The sequence below is a fragment of the Clostridium sp. MCC344 genome (assembly GCF_018785365.1).
Classification (GTDB): Bacteria; Bacillota; Clostridia; order Lachnospirales; family Lachnospiraceae; genus Pilosibacter.
Genome location: NZ_WQPQ01000114.1, coordinates 107,374 through 127,158, shown reverse-complemented (window position 1 = coordinate 127,158; position 19,785 = coordinate 107,374). Strand labels below are relative to the sequence as shown.

At 51.2% G+C, this 19,785-nt stretch carries 18 protein-coding genes; 13 read left to right on the top strand and 5 right to left on the bottom strand.

Annotated elements, in window-relative coordinates:
• Positions 1 to 88: 88 nt before the first annotated feature.
• The 3 genes from GPK90_RS18595 to GPK90_RS18585 form a co-directional block, all read right to left on the bottom strand.
• On the bottom strand, positions 89 to 2,572 hold the full coding sequence (locus GPK90_RS18595) for a homocysteine S-methyltransferase family protein (protein WP_215703655.1): 2,484 nt from the start codon (positions 2,570 to 2,572) through the stop codon (positions 89 to 91).
• A 78-nt stretch (positions 2,573 to 2,650) separates the two neighbouring features.
• A complete protein-coding gene (locus GPK90_RS18590) occupies positions 2,651 to 3,301 on the bottom strand; it encodes a vitamin B12 dependent-methionine synthase activation domain-containing protein (RefSeq protein ID WP_215703654.1) in 651 nt (216 codons plus the stop codon).
• A gap of 285 nt (positions 3,302 to 3,586) precedes the next feature.
• Complete coding sequence (locus GPK90_RS18585) at positions 3,587 to 4,489, bottom strand: LysR family transcriptional regulator (RefSeq protein ID WP_118297024.1); 903 nt, start codon at positions 4,487 to 4,489, stop codon at positions 3,587 to 3,589.
• A gap of 430 nt (positions 4,490 to 4,919) precedes the next feature.
• On the opposite strand from GPK90_RS18585, the gene GPK90_RS18580 reads away from it, so the two are divergent.
• From GPK90_RS18580 to GPK90_RS18545, 8 genes are all read left to right on the top strand, one after another.
• Entirely contained in the window at positions 4,920 to 6,134 is a 1,215-nt protein-coding gene (locus GPK90_RS18580; RefSeq protein WP_215703653.1) for an ABC transporter substrate-binding protein, read from the top strand.
• Positions 6,135 to 6,392: 258 nt separating this feature from the next.
• A complete protein-coding gene (locus GPK90_RS18575) occupies positions 6,393 to 7,274 on the top strand; it encodes a branched-chain amino acid ABC transporter permease (protein WP_118533227.1) in 882 nt (293 codons plus the stop codon).
• 9 nt (positions 7,275 to 7,283) lie between these two features.
• Positions 7,284 to 8,357, top strand: a complete 1,074-nt coding sequence (locus GPK90_RS18570) for a branched-chain amino acid ABC transporter permease (RefSeq protein WP_118297138.1) — start codon at positions 7,284 to 7,286, stop codon at positions 8,355 to 8,357.
• Between the two features lies 1 nt (position 8,358).
• Positions 8,359 to 9,123 carry an ABC transporter ATP-binding protein gene (locus tag GPK90_RS18565; protein WP_215703652.1) on the top strand — a complete coding sequence of 255 codons (765 nt, stop codon included), beginning with the start codon at positions 8,359 to 8,361 and terminating at the stop codon, positions 9,121 to 9,123.
• A 15-nt stretch (positions 9,124 to 9,138) separates the two neighbouring features.
• Positions 9,139 to 9,849: an ABC transporter ATP-binding protein gene (locus tag GPK90_RS18560; RefSeq protein WP_118514659.1), complete on the top strand. Its 711-nt coding sequence runs from the start codon at positions 9,139 to 9,141 to the stop codon at positions 9,847 to 9,849.
• A gap of 232 nt (positions 9,850 to 10,081) precedes the next feature.
• Positions 10,082 to 10,687, top strand: a complete 606-nt coding sequence (locus GPK90_RS18555) for a cytidylate kinase-like family protein (protein ID WP_118533193.1) — start codon at positions 10,082 to 10,084, stop codon at positions 10,685 to 10,687.
• Between the two features lie 585 nt (positions 10,688 to 11,272).
• Positions 11,273 to 12,283 carry a 3-deoxy-7-phosphoheptulonate synthase gene (gene aroF / locus GPK90_RS18550; RefSeq protein WP_215703651.1) on the top strand — a complete coding sequence of 337 codons (1,011 nt, stop codon included), beginning with the start codon at positions 11,273 to 11,275 and terminating at the stop codon, positions 12,281 to 12,283.
• Between the two features lie 353 nt (positions 12,284 to 12,636).
• Positions 12,637 to 12,993 (top strand): cupin domain-containing protein, encoded by a 357-nt coding sequence (locus GPK90_RS18545; RefSeq protein WP_118297029.1) that lies wholly within the window; start codon positions 12,637 to 12,639, stop codon positions 12,991 to 12,993.
• Here GPK90_RS18545 and GPK90_RS18540 read toward each other — a convergent pair.
• Both GPK90_RS18540 and GPK90_RS18535 read right to left on the bottom strand, forming a co-directional pair.
• Complete coding sequence (locus GPK90_RS18540) at positions 12,990 to 14,360, bottom strand: MATE family efflux transporter (RefSeq protein ID WP_215703650.1); 1,371 nt, start codon at positions 14,358 to 14,360, stop codon at positions 12,990 to 12,992. The genes GPK90_RS18545 and GPK90_RS18540 overlap by 4 nt on opposite strands.
• A 444-nt stretch (positions 14,361 to 14,804) precedes the next feature.
• Positions 14,805 to 14,951, bottom strand: coding sequence for a hypothetical protein (locus tag GPK90_RS18535; protein WP_215703649.1), 147 nt, complete (start codon positions 14,949 to 14,951; stop codon positions 14,805 to 14,807).
• 165 nt (positions 14,952 to 15,116) lie between these two features.
• On the opposite strand from GPK90_RS18535, the gene GPK90_RS18530 reads away from it, so the two are divergent.
• From GPK90_RS18530 to GPK90_RS18510, 5 genes are all read left to right on the top strand, one after another.
• Positions 15,117 to 15,482 (top strand): MerR family transcriptional regulator, encoded by a 366-nt coding sequence (locus tag GPK90_RS18530; RefSeq protein WP_215703662.1) that lies wholly within the window; start codon positions 15,117 to 15,119, stop codon positions 15,480 to 15,482.
• A gap of 17 nt (positions 15,483 to 15,499) precedes the next feature.
• On the top strand, positions 15,500 to 16,324 hold the full coding sequence (locus tag GPK90_RS18525) for a TrmH family RNA methyltransferase (protein WP_215703648.1): 825 nt from the start codon (positions 15,500 to 15,502) through the stop codon (positions 16,322 to 16,324).
• A gap of 197 nt (positions 16,325 to 16,521) precedes the next feature.
• Positions 16,522 to 18,027: a hypothetical protein gene (locus GPK90_RS18520; protein ID WP_215703647.1), complete on the top strand. Its 1,506-nt coding sequence runs from the start codon at positions 16,522 to 16,524 to the stop codon at positions 18,025 to 18,027.
• A 65-nt stretch (positions 18,028 to 18,092) separates the two neighbouring features.
• Positions 18,093 to 18,383 carry a DUF4491 family protein gene (locus GPK90_RS18515; RefSeq protein WP_118533207.1) on the top strand — a complete coding sequence of 97 codons (291 nt, stop codon included), beginning with the start codon at positions 18,093 to 18,095 and terminating at the stop codon, positions 18,381 to 18,383.
• A gap of 417 nt (positions 18,384 to 18,800) precedes the next feature.
• Entirely contained in the window at positions 18,801 to 19,754 is a 954-nt protein-coding gene (locus GPK90_RS18510; RefSeq protein ID WP_215703646.1) for an L-lactate dehydrogenase, read from the top strand.
• Positions 19,755 to 19,785 lie beyond the last annotated feature (31 nt).

Genomic DNA, 19,785 nt, shown 5'->3' with positions numbered 1-19,785 from the left:
GCTCTCGCCAACACACTCTCTCCCGAAAAAACAACTGCCAGGCTCTCCAAAGAACCCGGCAGTCACAACTATATCACGCTCTGATCTCTTATTTCCCGATCACACTCGCCGCAAAATTCACCGACGCCATCGCATCCTTGCAATACGCATCCGCCCCGATCGCATCCGCATACTCCTGCGTCAGAACCGCACCTCCGACCATGACCTTCACCCAGGGCGCATCCTTCCTCAGCGCCTTGATCGTCTCCTCCATCGACGGAACCGTTGTCGTCATAAGAGCACTGAGCCCGACCACCGGCACATGCTCCCTGATCGCCTCTTCCACGACCGTCTCCGGCGTAACATCTCTTCCAAGATCGATCACATCAAAACTATAATTTTCCAGAAGGACCTTCACGATATTCTTCCCAATATCATGGATATCCCCCTTCACCGTCGCCAGGATCACCTTTCCCTTCTTCTCCTGGACCTCTCCGCTCGCCTCCATGGACTCCTTCACGACAGCAAACGCCGCCTTCGCAGCCTCCGCACTCATCAGAAGCTGCGGAAGGAACACCGTTCCGGCCTCGAATCCCTTTCCGACCTCGTCGAGAGCCGGGATCATGTCCGTGTTGATGAGTTCGAGCGCATCCGTATCCTTCAGGGCAAGTCTCGCCGCATCAGACGCCGCCTGGGACATTCCCTTTATGATACTCTTCTTTAACGCAGAGCCCGTATCCGCTGCTCCTGCCCCGGATGCAGTTCCGGAACCTGCCGCACTTCCGGTGCCCGCAGTCCCGCTCACGCCTGCCGCCTGGTTCACAGCCGCTGCCTTTAAGATCTCCTTCTGTCTCTTTTTCTCCGCTTCCTTCGGACCGTAGATCCCCACATATCCCGCACAGTTCTCATCCTGCGCCGTCAGCACCAGGAAACTGTCGTAAACCTGCATCATCGCTTCCAGATTCGGGTTCACGATCCCTGCAGAAAGCCCATTCTGCATTGCGAGAAGGAAAAATGACGCATTGATATTTTCGCGCATCGGAAGTCCGAATGACACGTTGGAAACGCCGAGAACCGTCTTTCCGCCCAGCTCGTCCCGGACTCTCCGCACAGTTTCCAGGGTTGTAAGTGCCCCGTTCTTATCGGAGCTAACCGCCATGCAGAGGCAGTCCACGAGAATGTCCTTCTTCGGGATCCCGTAGGATGCCGCCGTCTCGTAGATCTTCTTCGCGACCGCAATTCTTCCGTCCGCAGTCTCCGGGATCCCGTCCTCATCGAGTGCCAGGGCAACGACAACACCGCCGTAATGCTTTACGAGCGGGAAGATCTGTTCCATGACCTCTTTCTTTCCGTTTACCGAGTTGATCAGCGGTTTTCCGTTGTAGATCCTGAGCGCCCGCTCCATCGCCACCGGATCGGAAGTATCGATCTGCAGCGGCAGGTCCAGGACACCCTGAAGTTCCTTCACGACATCCACCATCATCTGTGGTTCATCGATCCCCGGAAGTCCCACGTTGACGTCGAGAACATCGGCGCGGCTCTCCTGCTGGGCAACACCCATGGAGAGGATGTATGTCAGGTCCTTATCCTTTAATGCCTGCTTGAATTTCGGCTTTCCGGTCGGATTGATCCGCTCTCCGATCAGGATCGGGCGGCCGCCGAACGTCACCGCATGGGAGTAGGAGGAGATCACGGTCCGTCCTTTATCTGTGATCTCACAGACCGGGATCGCGTCGCAGACAAGTTTTGTCTTGTGAATGTGCTCCGGCGTCGTTCCGCAGCAGCCTCCGAGGACCGTCGCCCCGTTCCGTGCCATCTCCTTCATCGCCTCGGCAAACTCGTCCGCATTGATATCGTAGACAGTCTTTCCGCCCTCACTTCTCGGGAGTCCTGCGTTCGGGTTTACAAGGATCGGTGTGGAGGAAACACGTACCATATCTTTTAAAAACGGAAGAAGCTGGATCGGTCCAAGTCCGCAGTTTAATCCGATCACATCGGCGCCGAGGCCTTCCAAAAGCGCCGTCACGGACTCCACATTTCCTCCGGTCAGCATTTTTCCCTTTTCATCGAGGGTGATCGTCGCAAAGACCGGGAGATTGCTGTTTTCTTTTGCTGCCAGGACTGCTGCCTTTAACTCGTAGCCGTCTCCCATCGTCTCGATGATCACAAGGTCGGCTCCCGCCTCTTTTCCGGCGATGACCACCTCTTTATATGCCTCATAGGCATCCTCAAACTCGAGATCGCCGTACGGCTTTAAGAGCTTTCCGGTCGGTCCCATGTCGAGCGCCGCGTATCCGTGTCCGCAGGCTTTGATCGCGCGCTTCGCATTTCCCACCGCTGCCGCAACGATCTCCTGCACCGAATATCCGTCCTCGGCCTTGAATTTAAAATGGTTCGCACCGAAGGTATTGGTCGTCACCACATCAGAGCCTGCTTCCAGGTATTCCCTGTGGATCTCCTCGATGATCTCCGGTTTGGAAAGATTCCATGTCTCCGGAAGTTCCCCGGGCTGCAGTCCTCTCGCCTGCAGAAGGCTTCCCATTCCTCCGTCAAAATAAATTCGTCTCTCTTTCATCAGTTCCAGAATATTCATGGTTCTCTCCTATCGTCCCTGATCCGGATCCTGACCGGATCAGCTCGTAATTTTCCATCATTTTTTATTTTCTGTATCTCAGTCCTGACATCTCCGGAACACGCAGTCCTTTTTCCCGCACGCTTCACATCCTTCGATCGTACATGCTGCCGGTGTCCTGCTCACACCGATCACCGCCGTCACCGATTTTGACGGCATCATAAGATATCCCTCTGTCAGAGTGATCCCGATCCTTTTCCCCGCCTCCAGGCCGTCAAGGATCTCTTTTTGCGCCGACAGCGGAAAATCTCCGTATCCCGGCGAAAATCTCGGTCTGAGATAGAGGCCTTTTTCCAGATATTCCTTTTTCCACCCGGCATTCAGCTCATTGCAGTAAGCTTCCACCATCGCAGCGGCGGCAGCCTGCATGACCACCGCTTTTGCCACGGAAAGTTTCCCGTACCTGGCCAGAAGTCTGTCCACCTGTGCGCCGACAGTGACCGCCATCACCAGCACGGAATCACAGCCAGCCAGGTTTTTTCTTAAATTTTCACTCTTCACCCGAAAACATCCGCCATTGATCGTCCCATCATCTTCCATGATCAGCGGATACTCCCGGATCAGATGTCTGAAATCTGCCGCACTCTCTGCTTCCCGGATACATTCCTCTAAAAGCCGCTCCGTCTCCGGATCCGGTTCATGTTTTCCAAGCCCCAGATAGCGGAGCGCTTCTTTTCTGTCTGTCTGCATTTTCTGATCGGTTCCTTCACTGTTTTTTCATATTTCCTGGATCTTCTCTGCACTGTTTCCGAGGATCTTTTCCGGTTTTGAATGAGTTTCTTCCTTATTATAATAGACCATATAACCGGCAGTTAAGTCACTTATAACTACAGGTTAATCTATTGCTTCCGTTATAATCTGCCTTTTATCCGTTCTTTTTCGGATGCTTATCAGCATACCACCTGGTATCTGCCCTCGTCCAATATATTCGCTATGTGCCTGGCTATAGGTTTTTCCTATTGCTATTTTGATCCGTCACATTCCCTCAAATTTCCGGATCTCCTCCAGATATTTCTGTCCCAACGGGCTTAGCGCGATTCCTTTTCTCTTCAGATATCCGATCGTCATGACCTCATCCGACTTTAACTTGACGGCAAGGTAATCCGATCCGTTCAGATTGTCGCAGAGGATCCCGGAACAGAGCGTATATCCGTTTAAGCCCACCATCAGGTTTAACAGGGTCGCACGGTCATTTGCACGGATCAGCCGTTTATAGCTGTAGGTGCTGAGGACTTCCTCGGCAAAATAGAAGGAATTATAATTTCCCTGTTCAAAGGAGAGACACGGATATTCCTGAAGTTCCTCGATCGTGATCTCGTCCTGACCGGCCAGCGGATGACCTTTCCAGAGATAGACATAGATCCCGCAGTCCATCAGCGGACAGAATTCCAGATCTGACTCATCAAACAGCTTCGTGAGGACTTTCCGGTTAAAGTCGTTTAAATAAAGAATACCGATCTCACTGCGGAATGTCTTCACATCCTCGATGACCTCGTAAGTCTTTTCCTCCCGCACCGCAAATTCGTATTCATCCATGCCGAACTGCTTGACCATCTCGATGAACGCATTCACCGCGAACGTATAATGCTGCATGGAAACGCCGAATTTTTTCTTCACGTTCTTCTTTTCGATATAGCGGGACTCCATCAGCTTATACTGTTCCGTGACCTGCCTGGCATAGCCCAGGAACTCCTGTCCTTCCGGGGTCAGGACAACGCCGCGGTTGCTTCTCTTAAAAAGCTCCGTTCCGATCTCGTGTTCCAGCTCCTTTAACGCCAGTGAGAGACTCGGCTGGGAAATAAACAGGAGCTTCGCCGCTTCGTTCATGGAACCGGTGTCTGCGATCGTGATCACATATTTTAACTGCGTAAGCGTCATAATACTCTCCTTTCCGGCCGGTTCGGATGGCCAGGATCTTCGTTCGCCCAGTTACTCAGATTTTACCGATTCCCGCGCATTTTGTCAATCACAGAGACACATCGTCTGACACGTCCGCTATTTTTTACGGACAGAATATTTCCAAACGGAAGCTGCGGATTCTGCCGCTTTGAAATGCGGAATACCGGCTTCTTTCCGTCCAGTAAAACAAGCCTTGTTTTATTCCGCAACTCAGAATAAATCCAGCGTTTTTCTCCCCAAAATGCTATAAACCCGTAAAAAACACGTGTTTTTCCCCGTTAAAATTTTAATTAGCTTGACATTCTGAAGTAAACTCCCTATAATTCAAAATAATCTTTAACCGTTCCACTTCAAATTGACAAAGCAGTGAATGGTTATCATGATAACAAGTTCCAGAGGAGGAAACATTATGAAAAAAAGATTTTTAAGCCTTGGCCTTGCAATGGCAATGGCAGCATCTTTAACAGCATGTGGAAGCTCTTCTTCCACAACAGAAACAACAACAGCTGCAGCAGCTGACGCGACAACAGCCGCTGCCGGAGAGAGCACAGCAGCTTCCGGTGAAGTATTCAAGATCGGTGGTATCGGCCCGGTTACAGGTGCAGCTGCCGTATACGGTCTCGCAGTTAAGAACGGCGCACAGATCGCAGTTGATGAGATCAATGCTGACGGCGGCATCAACGGCTACCAGATCGATTTCCAGTTCCAGGATGATGAGCATGACGCAGAAAAAGCCGTCAACGCTTACAACACCTTAAAAGACTGGGGCATGCAGATGCTCATGGGTACTGTAACATCCGCTCCGTGCGTAGCAGTCGCTGACAAGACAATGGCTGACAATATGTTCCAGATCACACCGTCCGGTTCTTCCGTTGAGTGTGCACAGAACCCGAACGTATTCCGCGTATGCTTCTCTGACCCGGATCAGGGTGCTGCATCCGCAACCTACATTGCTGAGAACAAGCTTGCTGATAAGATCGCAGTGATCTACGACAGCTCCGATGTATATTCCAGCGGTATCTACGAGAGGTTCGCTTCCGAGGCTGCAAACCATGGTCTTGATATCGTTGCTGCTGAGGCATTCACAGCTGATTCCAACAAGGACTTCTCCACACAGCTTCAGAAAGCAAAGGATGCAGGCGCTGACCTTGTATTCCTTCCGATCTACTACACAGAGGCATCCCTGATCCTCAACCAGGCAAACACTATGGGTTACGCTCCGAAATTCTTCGGATGTGACGGTATGGACGGTATCCTTCAGGTTGACAACTTCGATACAAAGCTTGCTGAGGGCTTAATGCTCTTAACACCGTTCGCAGCAGATGCTGACGACGAGCTCACACAGAAGTTCGTAACTGCTTACAAAGAGAAATACGGCGAGACACCGATCCAGTTCGCTGCTGATGCATACGATGCGATCTATGCGATCAAAGCTGCTGCTGAGGAAGCTGGCATCACACCGGAGACTTCTGTAAGCGATACATGCGACAAGATGAAAGAAGCAATGTTAAAGGTCACTGTAAACGGTCTTACAGGTGAGAACATGACATGGACAGAAGACGGCGAGCCGCACAAGGCACCGAAGGCTGTCAAGGTTGTAGACGGCGCTTACCAGGCGATGTAATCAGACATGAAAGAATGACGTTACCGGACACATCATGTGAACCGTAACAATGACAGAATTAAGAGGATTGTCGCTTCGGCAATCCTCTTGTTTCTTTCAGGGTCTTATGGTATTATGAACATAAAATTTGCTGTCGGGGGCAAAAATCCGTCAGCAGGATCCCGCCCGCAACTGTCCATCCGGTCTGTACGTTCCTATTATAGACCGCAAGAACCGGCGAAAACCCGCCGGAAAAGATACCGAGGTGTAAAAGTTATGATGGGTTTTATCAACTATTTAATCAATGGAATCAGCCTTGGCAGTGTCTACGCGATCATCGCACTCGGATACACCATGGTCTACGGAATTGCCAAAATGCTGAACTTCGCCCATGGAGATATCATCATGGTCGGAAGCTATACCGTATTTATCACAACGCGCTACCTGGGAATGCCGACTTTCTTAAGCGTGCTCCTGGCCGTTGTCGTGTGCACGCTCCTCGGTATCGTCATCGAGCGCGTTGCCTACAAACCACTGCGTGACGCCTCCCCGCTGTCCGTCCTGATCACGGCGATCGGTGTCAGCTACTTATTACAGAACGTCGCTCTCCTCTTATTCGGAGCCGACACAAAGTCCTTTACATCCGTTGTGACATTCCCGGCGATCAAGCTCGCAGACGGAGCCATCACGATCACCGGAGAGACGACCGTTACGATCCTCTCCTGTATCGTCATCATGATCGGACTTACCGCATTTATCAACAAGACAAAAGCAGGTCAGGCAATGCTCGCTGTCTCTGAGGACCGCGGCGCTGCAACCTTAATGGGTGTAAACGTAAACGGTACGATCGCCTTAACATTCGCGATCGGTTCTGCTCTCGCTGCGATCGCAGGCGTGCTGCTCTGCTCCGCTTACCCGTCCCTGACCCCGTACACAGGATCCATGCCTGGTATCAAGGCTTTCGTAGCCGCAGTTTTCGGCGGGATCGGTTCCATCCCGGGCGCCCTGATCGGCGGAGTCCTGCTCGGAATTATTGAGATCCTGTCAAAAGCGTATATCTCTTCCCAGCTTTCCGATGCGATCGTGTTCTCCGTACTGATCATCGTCCTTTTAGTACGTCCGACCGGTATCCTGGGCAAGAAACTGAACGAGAAAGTGTAGGTGATCGACATGAAAAGTACAGCAAAAAAGAAAACATTCGTCAACAATATGATCACCCTCGGAATGGTGGCCGCTGCCTGGCTCATCATGGAGATCCTCATGAACACCGGACATGTATCCAGCCTTTTAAAGGGACTTCTCGTCCCGTTCTGTATCTATGTGATCATGGCAGTATCCTTAAACCTTACCGTCGGAATCCTCGGTGAATTAAGCCTTGGACATGCGGGATTCATGTGCGTCGGTGCATTCGCCGGTGCCCTCTTCTCCAAATGCATGAAGGGAACCTTAAATCCGACTGTAAGCCTTGTGATTGCGATTTTTATCGGCGCTGCCGTTGCAGCTGTCTGCGGTATCCTGATCGGTATCCCGGTTTTACGTCTGCGCGGTGACTATCTCGCGATCGTTACCCTGGCATTCGGTGAGATCATCAAGAACCTCATCAACGCCATATTCCTTGGACGGGACGCAGATGGTTTCCACATTTCCTTTAAGGACTCCATGTCCCTCGGCTTAAAAGACGGCGGTGAAGTCCTCATCAAGGGACCGCAGGGAATCACCGGAACTCCGCAGGCCGCAACCTTTACGATCGGTATCATCCTGGTCCTGATCACTCTCGTGATCGTCATGAACCTTGTAAATTCCAGAACGGGCCGCGCGATCATGTCCATCCGTGACAACCGCATCGCTGCTGAGTCCATCGGAATCAACATCACGAAATATAAGCTGCTCGCATTCAGCATCTCCGCAGCTTTAGCAGGTGTTGCCGGCGTTCTCTACGCCCACAACCTGACCACACTGACTGCTCTCCCAAAGAACTTCGGCTACAACATGTCCATCATGATCCTTGTATACGTCGTTCTCGGCGGAATCGGAAGCATCCGCGGATCGGTGATCTCCACCGTCATCCTCTATCTGCTCCCGGAGCTTTTAAGAGGCTTAAACAACTACCGTATGCTGATCTACGCGATCGTCCTGATCCTTGCGATGCTCTTCAACTCTGCACCGCAGTTCATCACGCTCCGCAAACGGATTTTCGGCGGATTTGCATCACATACCACACATTCCGGAAAGGGGGAAGCTTAAAATGTCAGACATGTTAAGTGTAAAGGGACTGAGCATCTCCTTCGGCGGCTTAAAGGCTGTCAACAATTTTGCGATCAATATCGAAAAGGGCCAGCTCTACGGCCTCATCGGACCGAACGGTGCCGGCAAGACCACGATCTTCAACCTTCTGACCGGTGTTTATAAGCCGGATACGGGAACGATCCTCTTAGACGGTCAGAACCTTACCGGAAAGTCCACGACCGACATCAACAAGGCCGGAATTGCCCGTACTTTCCAGAACATCCGTCTCTTCAAGGACCTCTCCGTTCTTGACAATGTAAAAGCAGGACTTCACAATCACCACCCCTACTCCACGATCGAGGGAATTCTCCGGCTCCCGCGCTATTATAAGGTCGAAAAAGAGATGGATGAGGAAGCCATGGAGCTCTTAAAGGTGTTCGGACTCGACAATGAGTGTGATTTCAAGGCATCCAACCTTCCTTACGGTAAGCAGAGAAAGCTTGAGATCGCCCGCGCGCTCGCAACGAAGCCGAAGCTTCTTCTTCTCGATGAGCCGGCGGCCGGCATGAACCCGAACGAGACCGCGGAGCTGATGGAGACGATCCGCTTCGTCCGTGACCATTTCGGAATGACCATTCTCCTGATCGAACACGATATGAAACTCGTCAGCGGCATCTGTGAGCGCCTCACCGTGTTAAACTTCGGTCAGGTTCTCTGCACAGGTCCTACGCAGGAAGTTTTGAGCAATCCGGATGTTATCAAGGCATATCTCGGTGATGAATAGGAGGAGAAACAGATTATGGCAATGCTGGAAGTAAGAGATCTGGAAGTCTATTATGGCGTGATCCAGGCTTTAAAGGGAATCTCCTTCGATGTAAACCAGGGAGAGATCGTTGCTCTGATCGGTGCCAACGGTGCCGGTAAGACGACTACGCTGCACACGGTAACAGGACTTTTAAGTGCCCGTTCCGGACATATCATCTATGAGGGAACCGATATCACAAGAGTCCCGGGCTACAAGCTTGTCAGCATGGGCATCGCCCATGTTCCGGAGGGGCGCCGCGTGTTCTCCACGCTCTCCGTTCTCCAGAATTTAAAGCTGGGCGCTTATACGAGAAAGGACAAGGCGGAGATGGAAGCGACGTTGAACATGATCTACGAGCGTTTCCCGCGTCTGAAGGAGCGTGTGAACCAGCCAGCCGGTACTCTCTCCGGCGGTGAGCAGCAGATGCTCGCCATGGGCCGCGCTCTCATGAGCCACCCGAAGCTGATCGTTCTTGACGAGCCATCGATGGGTCTGTCTCCGATCTATGTGAATGAGGTGTTTGACATTATCCAGAGTATCAACCGCGACGGTGTGACGGTTCTCCTGGTCGAGCAGAATGCGAAGAAGGCGCTTTCGATCGCGAATAAGGCGTATGTGCTTGAGACGGGGAAGATCGTTTTGAGTGGGGATGCGAAGGATATGATGAATAATGATCAGGTGAAGAAAGCTTATCTGAGTGAGTAAGTGAATTGATCTGTGGTTACGGCTTACGCGTTGCGTGGGCCGTAATTTTTTTGAATGATTCATAGTGGCGGAAGGCGGGACGCGTTGAGCCTGTTTTATATTTTCTTACAGTTCTATAAATTGGGAAATTTTGTGTAACTTTTTGGCGATTTTATGGTATACTCTTTACAGACAGCACTGAAACTGTGCAGAATTAAGGATAATAGCAACTTGTACAGGGGAGGAAGATATTATGAGCAAAGTCATCACTATCAGCCGTGAATTCGGCAGCGGCGGACGCGAGATCGGCGTCTGCCTCGCAAAGAAACTTGGGATTCCTGTTTACGATAAGGAACTGATCGCTATGGCGGCCGAGGACAGCAATATCTCTGAGGATCTTTTTCACGCAAACGATGAGGTGATCGCCAGACAGAAGCGGATCAACTATGATGATCTCGCAACGGTCGATCCTTTCTCTCCTGCCTATGAGATCCCGGTTTCCGATCAGCTTTTTGTGATCCAGTCGAAGATCATCCGCCAGCTTGCGAACGAGGGACCTTGTGTCATCATCGGAAGATGTTCTGACGTGATCGTTGAGGATGCTTTCCGGGTATTTATCTCCTCCGGTCTCAAAAAGCGTGTGGAGCGCATCCTGGCGCTTGAAAAGGAACCGGATGAGGATGTGAAGAAGCTGGAAAGCCGGATTCGTGCCATCGACGCGAAGCGCCGCGACTACTATCAGTACTACAGCGGCAATGAGTGGGGCAAACCGAAAAATTATGATCTCTGCTTAAACAGCGGTACTCTCGGGATCGAGCGGTGCGTAGAGATCATTGCGAATACGGTGTCATTGGAATAGGATATAGAGATTTTGATCGGCTGGAAATCCCCGGCATAGTTATGAGCACATGGCTGCGCCGGGGATTTTTCGTGATATTCCCGTCTTCTGTAATCCTGACCTTTTACGTCCTTGTATCGTACTTACAAATTTACAACTAGTCTTCTATCCCCACTGCTGTTCGGATCTTTTTTGTTCTGATCATTCTTCTGCTCTTCTTTATTTTTTAGCCTTTATTATTTCATTCTTTTGTATATTTTATCACATAAAAGCGTAAAACTTCAACTTATTGAATTTTTCTATTGACAAATGCATCTGACAGCGCTATGATAACTTCAGCAGCCGGAAAGAATCGATCCGGCGGTCAATCTTCAGAGAGGAGAACAGCAGATATGAAGAACCAGATGATGAATCTTTTTGCATCCTATTCTTTTTATTATTTTCCGGGCTATTATTACGGCGCGGACTGTTTCTGCTGCAAAAAACAAACCTCTCCGATCGAAGGTCAAAGGGCCTGAGGAAACGTAACGAAAACGTGGAGCCGGTGTTTGCGATTGCAGCAGACACCGGATTTTTTATTTTAACAGAAAAAAGGAGAAAACAATCATGATCATTATCTTAAAGAAAGACGCCAATAAACAGAAAGTAGAATCTTTAAAGACCGAACTTGTAAACCAGGGCTTCAAGCTTCATCTCTCTGAGGGAACCGAAGCTTCCCTGATCGGACTGATCGGTGATACGAGTATGATCCATGAGGACTGGCTGCGCGCCAACGATGTCGTTGAGGATGTCCGCCGGATCCGCGAGCCGTACAAAAAGGCAAACCGCTCCATGCACCCGGATGACTCCGTGATCGATATCTGCGGCAGAAAGATCGGCGGCGGCAATTTCCAGGTGATTGCCGGACCGTGTTCGATCGAGACGAAGGAACAGATCACAGAGGTCGCTGAGGATGTGAAACGCTCCGGCGCTACTCTTCTCCGCGGCGGTGCTTTCAAGCCGAGAACTTCCCCGTACGCATTCCAGGGGCTTCATGAGCACGGTCTTGATCTTCTCCTCGAGGCAAAAAAAGCCACAGGTCTCCCGGTCGTCACAGAGATCATGAGTGCTGAGCATCTCCCGCTCTTCGATGACGTGGATGTCATCCAGGTCGGTGCGAGAAATATGCAGAACTTCGAGCTCTTAAAGGTTCTCGGAAAGATCGACAAGCCGATCCTCTTAAAGCGCGGACTTGCCAACACTCTGGACGAGCTCTTGATGAGTGCCGAGTACATCATGGCAGGTGGAAATGAAAAGGTCATCCTCTGTGAGCGCGGGATCCGTACTTTCGAGACTTCCTACAGAAATACGCTCGATATCTCCGCTGTCCCGATGTTAAAGAAGAAAACTCACCTTCCGGTCATCATCGACCCGAGCCACGCAGCCGGGATCCGTTTCATGGTCGAGCCGCTCGCTATGGCAGCGATCGCAGCCGGAGCTGACGGTCTCATGATCGAGGTCCACAACAATCCTGAAAAAGCCCTCTGCGACGGTGCCCAGTCCCTGACACCGGAGATGTTTGATCATCTGATGAAGAAAGTGAATAAGACGGTGGATTTCTTCCATACACTTGGGTAAGCCGATCATCTGTCTGAAATCACCGCCATGCAGAATATAAAATGCCCCCTGAATCTCGTTCACTCAGGGGGCATTCTTGGTATTTTTCTCTTGCATCCCAGCATTTTGATCTTAAATGTAAAAAATATATTTTCTCATGTTTTGAACCCAAATGGAAAATGCAAGAACACCTACAGCGGCCATACTATTCAGGCATATATAAACATATTGCAGGGTTGCGAAAAATATAAAATCAGATTTTCCTTTTTCTAAATATGCAGTATAATAAATTTGTCAATATTTTAGGCAGACCAATCCCGCAAAGATGGCTGCCCGGCAGATTTTTATTGAAATATTTCAGGGAGGTTTCCACTATGGTCAGAAAAACAGAAGTCGCATTTGTACCGAATTTAAGAGGCGGTGAAGGCACCGTCGAGATCCGTCATCTTTTAAGCAAGGACGAGCTCATGGGACATGCATCCATGTACGCGCACGTGATCATCCCGCCGCACGGCAGCATCGGTTTCCACCAGCATGTAGAAAATACCGAGCCGTACTATGTGATCAAAGGAAAGGGGATCTTTGAGGACAACGACCACACAGAGACCGAGATCCACCCGGGCGATGTCTGTGTGATCGAGGTTGGTCAGAGCCATGCCATCAAAAATCCGTTTGATGAGCCGTTAGAATTTATGGCACTCGTGATCAATGAACGCGGAAAAGAGATTTAAATCTGCGTTTCCCAGTCCATCCGAAGCAAAAATACGATAAAAATGATCGAGCTTAAGCTCCATGTCAGCGGGTAAGCCGATGAGATCGTCCGGAATACCGGAATGATCCGGAGTGCGATCGTCACGTAGAGAACGCGGATCCCGCACCAGCAGATGAGCATCGTGAACATCGGGACCACTGATTTTCCGGCTCCGCGGAGGACGCCGGACGCGCAGTTGGAAAATGCCAGAAGGAAAAAGAACAGTGCAACCGTTCTTCCATGGATCGTTCCGAAGCGGATCGCTTCCGGTGCATCGACAAAGATCCTAAGAAGGATCGGGATCCAGATAAAAAGACAGATTCCCACAAGCTCTGCCATCACCATGCCGAACGCAAGGCCGATGGCGGAGCCTTTTTTTGCCCGGTCTGCTCTCCCGGCTCCAAGATTCTGGCTCACAAAGGTCGTGAGCGCCATGGACATGCTCATGATCGGGAGAAACGCGATCCCCTCAAGCTTCGCAAAGGCACCCTGTCCGGAGATCGCGAATGCGCCGAATGTATTGATATTTGACTGGACGACGAGATTTCCGATGCTGATGACCGAGTTCTGGAGCCCCGTTGGAAGTCCCTGGACGATAACCTGGCGGATCATTTCTTTATGGAAGCGCAGTTCCTTCCAATGGATCGTCGCTGCCCCGCCGTCCTTTACCATGCGTGACAGGCATAAAAGAACGCTGAGTCCCTGCGCGATCACGGTCGCAACCGCGGCTCCGGCTGCGCTCCATTTGAATCCGGCGACAAAAATGAGATCCAGGATCATGTTCACCACGGAGGAAAAGATCAGGTAATAGAGTGGATGTACGCTGTCCCCGACCGCCCGCATGATGTTCATGCAGATGTTGTACATGATGACCGTGGAGACGCCGGCAAAATAGATTCCAAAGTACAGTCGCGCCTCCGTCATTACGCTGTCCGGCGTGTGAAGCCAGCCAAGCAGGATCGGGACAAACACCTGACCGATGATCGTCGCGAGAATAGAAAACACGATTCCAAGAAGGAAGTTCGTGTGGACTGCCCGCCGCAGGTTCTCCTCGTCCTGTGCTCCAAAGTATTTTGAGATCACGACTCCGCCGCCGATCGCGATCCCGCCGAAGAGCGTGATCACCGACATCGTCACATTTCCGGACAGGCTGACCGCCGCGAATGCATCATTGCTCGCATAGTTCCCGACAACCCAGGCGTCCGCCATGTTGTAGAGCTGCTGCAGAAGCTGACCGAGAAAGATCGGGATCATAAACGTAAAAAGCCCCTTCGCGATCGGTCCTTCCGTCAGATTTCCTTTCTGATCCGCATTTTTCTTTGCCGTGCTTTTTCTGAAAAAATCCATCTTTTTCCTCCCCGCAGGACCAGGGAATATCCGCCGTTCACGGACATTCGTCGTTTAAGTGACACGTTGTAACTAATATAATCGTATCATGCAAGTACCTGCTTGTCAAGTGAAGGTATTTCCTGCGCTATGCTTATAATCTTCGTGTTGGAAGGCGCCTATACACGGATTTTTCCTGTCCGTGCACGGCGCCTTTTCATTCATTATTTTCTGATCCGGGCAGGCATACTCTTCCTGTCTCAGTCCAGCTTCTGTTTCGTCAGATATGTCAGATGCACCACGCTGTCCGGAAGCTGCTCCACTGCCTTCAAGTTCATTTTCCTCCTTTTGATTTCCGATTCTTCCAAATTTCTAGCTTCCATCTCTCTGCCTAACCAACCGCTGATTGTTTTCCAGGCACCATTCATCAGATTTTCCCATCTTCCGCCGCGTACAACCGCAGCATTAATTTCCAAGTGATAACAAATCCGTCCACTCTTTCACATCTGCCTGCGCCTTCGGAACGTTGTTTCTCGAAACAGACAGTCCGTTATCCACGACATCTGCGGCCGCCATGACTATACTGATCTGTTTTACTCTGTTCAGTTTCATTTTGCTCTTTTTCGTCCTTTCATGATTCCTGCAAGCAGGAGATTCAGCCCGAATATCATAACACATGTTTGCGCAATGCGCGGACAGGAACCAGCGGCCTGCCGAACCGTTCCTTGTCTTTTCGGGTCTCTCATGCTATAATCCGATTGATACTACCGATTATATATTCCGATTGTAACAACCGGTCAATGGCTTTCGGTATCTGCCAACGTAAAACGTGACAGCAACAACCGCCGTATTTTCGATGAACATGATGTAAAATGGATCAAAGACCTGGTCTGCCTGAAAAAATGCGGGATGAGCATTCAGGAAATGAAGGAATATCTTGCCCTTTGTCTTCAGGGCGAGAGCACGATCATGAAACGAAAGGAAACGCTTTCCAGGAAGCAGGAAATGCTGCGCGAATCCATCCGGGAGCTGGAGAACAGCATCGACTATATCGACTGGAAGCAGAATTTTTACGATGAGGTGCTTTCCGGGAAACGCCCGTATGTCAGCAACCTGATCTGCTTAAAAGAAGAAACAGACTGAACCGAAAAGGAGATTTTATGCCAGCAATCATAACGATCACCGACCTTAATCTGCCGGAACTCGACCTCTTTTCCCGCTATTCCGAGTCCCAGCTTTATCATATCAACGAACCGGCCCCCGGGATCTTCATTGCGGAAAGCCCGAATGTGATCCGCCGCGCCCTGAATGCCGGATACGAACCTGTCTCCGTCCTGATCGAGGACCGGCAGACGGATCCATGGATCCCGGAACTTTTTTCCGATTACCCGGACCTTCCCGTTTATACCGCAGCTGCCTCTCTTCTCACAAATCTCACCGGCTTCGCACTGACACGCGGACTTCTCTGCGCCATGAAGCGGAAGCCGATGCCTTCTGTGGAGGAGATCTGTAAAGGAAAACGCCGGATCGCCGTGCTCGAAAATGTTGTAAATCCAACAAATATCGGCGCCATCTTCCGCTCAGCCGCAGCGCTCGGCATGGATGCCGTCCTACTCTCCTCCGGCTGCAGCGACCCGTTTTACCGGAGAGCCGCCAGAGTCAGCATGGGAACCGTTTTCCAGATCCCGTGGACTTATTTTCCGAAAGAGGCCGATCTCTCCGCAGGCGGACTTACACACCTCAAAGCCATGGGATACAAGACTGCCGCCATGGCATTAAAGGAAGATTCCGTCTCCATCGATGATCCCGGACTTCTCTCAGAAGAAAAGCTCGCCGTGATCCTCGGAACCGAGGGCGACGGTCTCGCCTCCGCCACGATCGATGGCTGTGACTACACGGTCATGATCCCGATGGCGCATGGCGTTGACTCCTTAAATGTCGCAGCGGCGAGTGCGGTGGCGTTCTGGGAGCTCTCGAGACATTGACGAGACCGGAACCCTGACATCTTCTCGCGTCGGATGCGTTTGTCCTTGATAACCGATTGCTTCGTGCAGGCACGCATCGCCACCTCATGAACACTCGGCAAATTCCGCCATGTGAAAAATCTGTGTATTTCACAGTTTTAACAAACTTAATTCGTATACTTCTTTGTATACTTCATTTTAGAAAGGATCTGATTCTCATGAAAAAACAGGCACTCTTCTGCATGCTTCTTGCAGGGACCCTTATGGTCGGCGGATGCGGACAGAAAGCCGCTGATCCCGCCGCTGATACTACCGCACAGGTGACAGAAGCTTCCGATTCCGCTCCGGCTGATAAACCGGATGGAGCTCCGGGAGAAAATTCTGACAGGCCAGGAAATCCGCCGGATGATACTCCGGGAAATATGGACGGAAAACAGGCTCCTCCAGTCGGAGAAGGCGGTCCTGGCGGCCCGGGCGGACAGAATTCCGCACCGGAATCCTACGATGCTGTCTCCAGCTTTTCTGAAGATAAAGAGGAAAGCGACCAGACCTACGCTTCCACCGGAAAGGATGAAAGTGCAGTTCTTGTGACCAGCGGTGCGTCTGTCACTTTAAATAACTTCACGATCGACCGCACCTCCACCGACAGCACCGGCGGCGACAACTCCAGCTTCTACGGCACCGGCGCCGCTGCCCTTGCCACAGACGGAGCCCTGACACTCACCGGCGGCACGATCACCACCGACGCGAAAGGCGGTGCAGGCGTCTTCAGCTACGGCAACGGCAATGTCTCCGTATCCGACACCACGATCACCACAAAGCAGGACACCTCCGGAGGGATCCACGTCGCCGGCGGCGGAACTCTCACCGCTTCCAACCTTACTGTTGAGACAAACGGCGAATCTTCCGCAGCGATCCGGAGCGACCGCGGCGGCGGGACCATGACCATAAACGGTGGAACCTACACGTCAAAAGGAACCGGTTCCCCGGCTGTCTACTGTACTGCGGACATTACCGTCAGCGATGCAGCGCTCTCCGCGGAAAATTCCGAGGCGGTCTGCATCGAAGGTTTAAACTCCCTGTCCCTCAAAAACTGCACGCTCTCCGGAAACATCCCGGAAAATGAGCAGAATGACTGCGACTGGACCGTGATCCTCTACCAGAGCATGTCCGGCGATTCCGAGGTCGGCGAGAGTAACTTTTCGATGGAGGGCGGCAGCCTGACTTCCTTAAACGGCGGTCTGTTCTACACGACAAACACTGAGAGTTCCTTCTATCTGAAACATGTGGACATCACCTACTCTCCATCCAATGACTTTTTCTTAAAGTGTACCGGCAATGCCAACAAGCGCGGCTGGGGCGAGAGTGGAAAGAACGGCGCTGACTGCACCTTCACCGCAGATGAGCAGGAAATGAGCGGTGCGATCCTCTGGGACAGCATCAGCAATCTGAAGCTGAACCTCACGAACGGAACGATCCTGACCGGCTCGATCCTTCAGGACGAGACAAATGCCGGCGACGGCGGAAACGGGACCTGTGATGTAACGATCGATGCCCTCTCCGCATGGACCGTGACCGGAAACAGCACAGTCTCCTCCCTGATCTGCAAAGGTTCCATCACGGGTGCTGACGGAAAGAGCGTTTCGATTATCGGAACCGACGGCACCGTGTTTGTCCAGGGCGAAGGCGAGTATACGATCACAACGGGAAGCTATGAACATTAGATAGTAACTGTTCAGTAGTTCTGCGCTGACCATAATAAAACAAGGATTCACAGAAAGGAATTTTTATGAACTGGACTGGACTGATCGCTGCGATCGGAACGTTTCTTCTGATCGGCAGTTTTCATGTGATCGTCATCAAGACAGAATATTACTTTGGAAAACAGGTATGGCCTGTGTTCGCGGGGGTCGGGATTTTTTCCCTGCTCGCCTCTCTCCTGATCTCAAATATGATCATCAGCGTGCTGATCGCTGTTTTCGGGATCACCTGCATCTGGAGCATCAAGGAATTATTTGAGCAGGAAGAGCGGGTAAAGAAAGGATGGTTTCCGGAAAATCCGAAGAAAAAGCAGAAATAAGAAAAATCAAAACAGAACGTCGCTGTTACATAAAAAGTCATGTTCCCACCCATTTTTCAGATGGGGAACATGACTTTTTTCACACTTATCGTAACTGTTCAGTACCTTCACAGTCACGAGCAAAAATCCATGAAAAATTGCCTGCGGCAATGGGATTTTTGCCTACCCGCCTATGTTTTCTTACGGTCAGCGCAGTAAATGCGCAGACCTACTGAACATTTACCACTTATCTTCTAATGCAGCATTCTCCAACATAAAGAGTTCCGGTTTTTCTGGAATTTTCTGGTTTTTTCGTTGTAAATACAACGGTTTTTCATTTCCGGTTATACTATACTGAACATGCAGGAAGGAAAAACTGAAACCATCTTCCACGCGGAACATTTCCGCACGATTCTGAGCTAACAGGAGGGATCCTTTATGAAACAGACCATCAACCCAAGAAAAGCAGCCGTCATCGGATGCGGCTTCGTCGGATCTGCCACCGCATTCACCCTGATGCAGAGCCGCCTCTTTTCCGAACTCGTCCTTTTGGACGTCAACCACGACAAAGCCGATGGGGAGGCGAAGGACATCGCCCACGGAATCCCGTTTGCCGGTCAGATGAAGATCTATGCCGGAACTTACGATGACATCGCCGATTCCGCGATCATCATCGTCACCGCCGGAGCGAACCAGAAACCGAATGAGACGCGCCTGGACCTGGTCCACAAAAATGTCGCAATCTACAAAACGATCATCCCCGAGATCGCAAAGCGCGGCTTTGAGGGAATCCTCCTCATCGTGTCCAATCCGGTCGACATCCTGACCTACGCGGCGTTAAAGCTCTCCGGCTTCCCGGAAAACCGCGTCATCGGTTCCGGAACCGTACTCGACACGGCGCGGTTAAAATATGCGCTCGGGGAACATCTCGGTGTCGACAGCCGCAGCGTCCATTCCTTCATCATCGGAGAGCACGGAGACAGCGAGATCGCCGCATGGAGCAGCACCAACGTCTCCGGGATCCCGTTAAACACCTTCTGCGAGATGCGCGGCCATTTCGACCATGACCACGCTATGGACCGGATCGCGGAGGACGTAAAAAACAGCGCTTATGACATCATCTCCAAAAAACAGGCAACCTATTACGGGATCGCCATGAGCGTCAAACGGATCTGCGAATGCATCATCCGCAACGAGCGGTCCATTCTCCCGGTTTCCTCCATGATGCACGGGGAGTACGGGATCGACGGCATCTCCCTCAGCATGCCGGCCATCGTGGGATTAACCGGCATCGAGACGCATGTTCCAATCGCGTTAAATGCGGAGGAAGCTGAAAAGCTCCGGGCGTCTGCGGAGACATTGAAGAAAATTGCAGCGATGTTGGAATTGTAAACTCCATCGGCAATGAAATTACCGGTCTTCC

Coding starts and splice junctions, on each gene's coding strand:
- GPK90_RS18570 (WP_118297138.1), top strand. CDS start 7,284: ATGAAAAGTACAGCAAAAAAGAAAACATTCGTCAACAATATGATCACC.
- GPK90_RS18540 (WP_215703650.1), bottom strand. CDS start 14,360: ATGGATTTTTTCAGAAAAAGCACGGCAAAGAAAAATGCGGATCAGAAA.
- GPK90_RS18525 (WP_215703648.1), top strand. CDS start 15,500: ATGCCAGCAATCATAACGATCACCGACCTTAATCTGCCGGAACTCGAC.
- GPK90_RS18585 (WP_118297024.1), bottom strand. CDS start 4,489: ATGACGCTTACGCAGTTAAAATATGTGATCACGATCGCAGACACCGGT.
- GPK90_RS18545 (WP_118297029.1), top strand. CDS start 12,637: ATGGTCAGAAAAACAGAAGTCGCATTTGTACCGAATTTAAGAGGCGGT.
- GPK90_RS18575 (WP_118533227.1), top strand. CDS start 6,393: ATGGGTTTTATCAACTATTTAATCAATGGAATCAGCCTTGGCAGTGTC.
- GPK90_RS18555 (WP_118533193.1), top strand. CDS start 10,082: ATGAGCAAAGTCATCACTATCAGCCGTGAATTCGGCAGCGGCGGACGC.
- GPK90_RS18590 (WP_215703654.1), bottom strand. CDS start 3,301: ATGCAGACAGACAGAAAAGAAGCGCTCCGCTATCTGGGGCTTGGAAAA.
- GPK90_RS18595 (WP_215703655.1), bottom strand. CDS start 2,572: ATGAATATTCTGGAACTGATGAAAGAGAGACGAATTTATTTTGACGGA.
- GPK90_RS18510 (WP_215703646.1), top strand. CDS start 18,801: ATGAAACAGACCATCAACCCAAGAAAAGCAGCCGTCATCGGATGCGGC.
- aroF (WP_215703651.1), top strand. CDS start 11,273: ATGATCATTATCTTAAAGAAAGACGCCAATAAACAGAAAGTAGAATCT.
- GPK90_RS18580 (WP_215703653.1), top strand. CDS start 4,920: ATGAAAAAAAGATTTTTAAGCCTTGGCCTTGCAATGGCAATGGCAGCA.
- GPK90_RS18560 (WP_118514659.1), top strand. CDS start 9,139: ATGGCAATGCTGGAAGTAAGAGATCTGGAAGTCTATTATGGCGTGATC.
- GPK90_RS18520 (WP_215703647.1), top strand. CDS start 16,522: ATGAAAAAACAGGCACTCTTCTGCATGCTTCTTGCAGGGACCCTTATG.
- GPK90_RS18565 (WP_215703652.1), top strand. CDS start 8,359: ATGTCAGACATGTTAAGTGTAAAGGGACTGAGCATCTCCTTCGGCGGC.
- GPK90_RS18535 (WP_215703649.1), bottom strand. CDS start 14,951: ATGAAACTGAACAGAGTAAAACAGATCAGTATAGTCATGGCGGCCGCA.
- GPK90_RS18515 (WP_118533207.1), top strand. CDS start 18,093: ATGAACTGGACTGGACTGATCGCTGCGATCGGAACGTTTCTTCTGATC.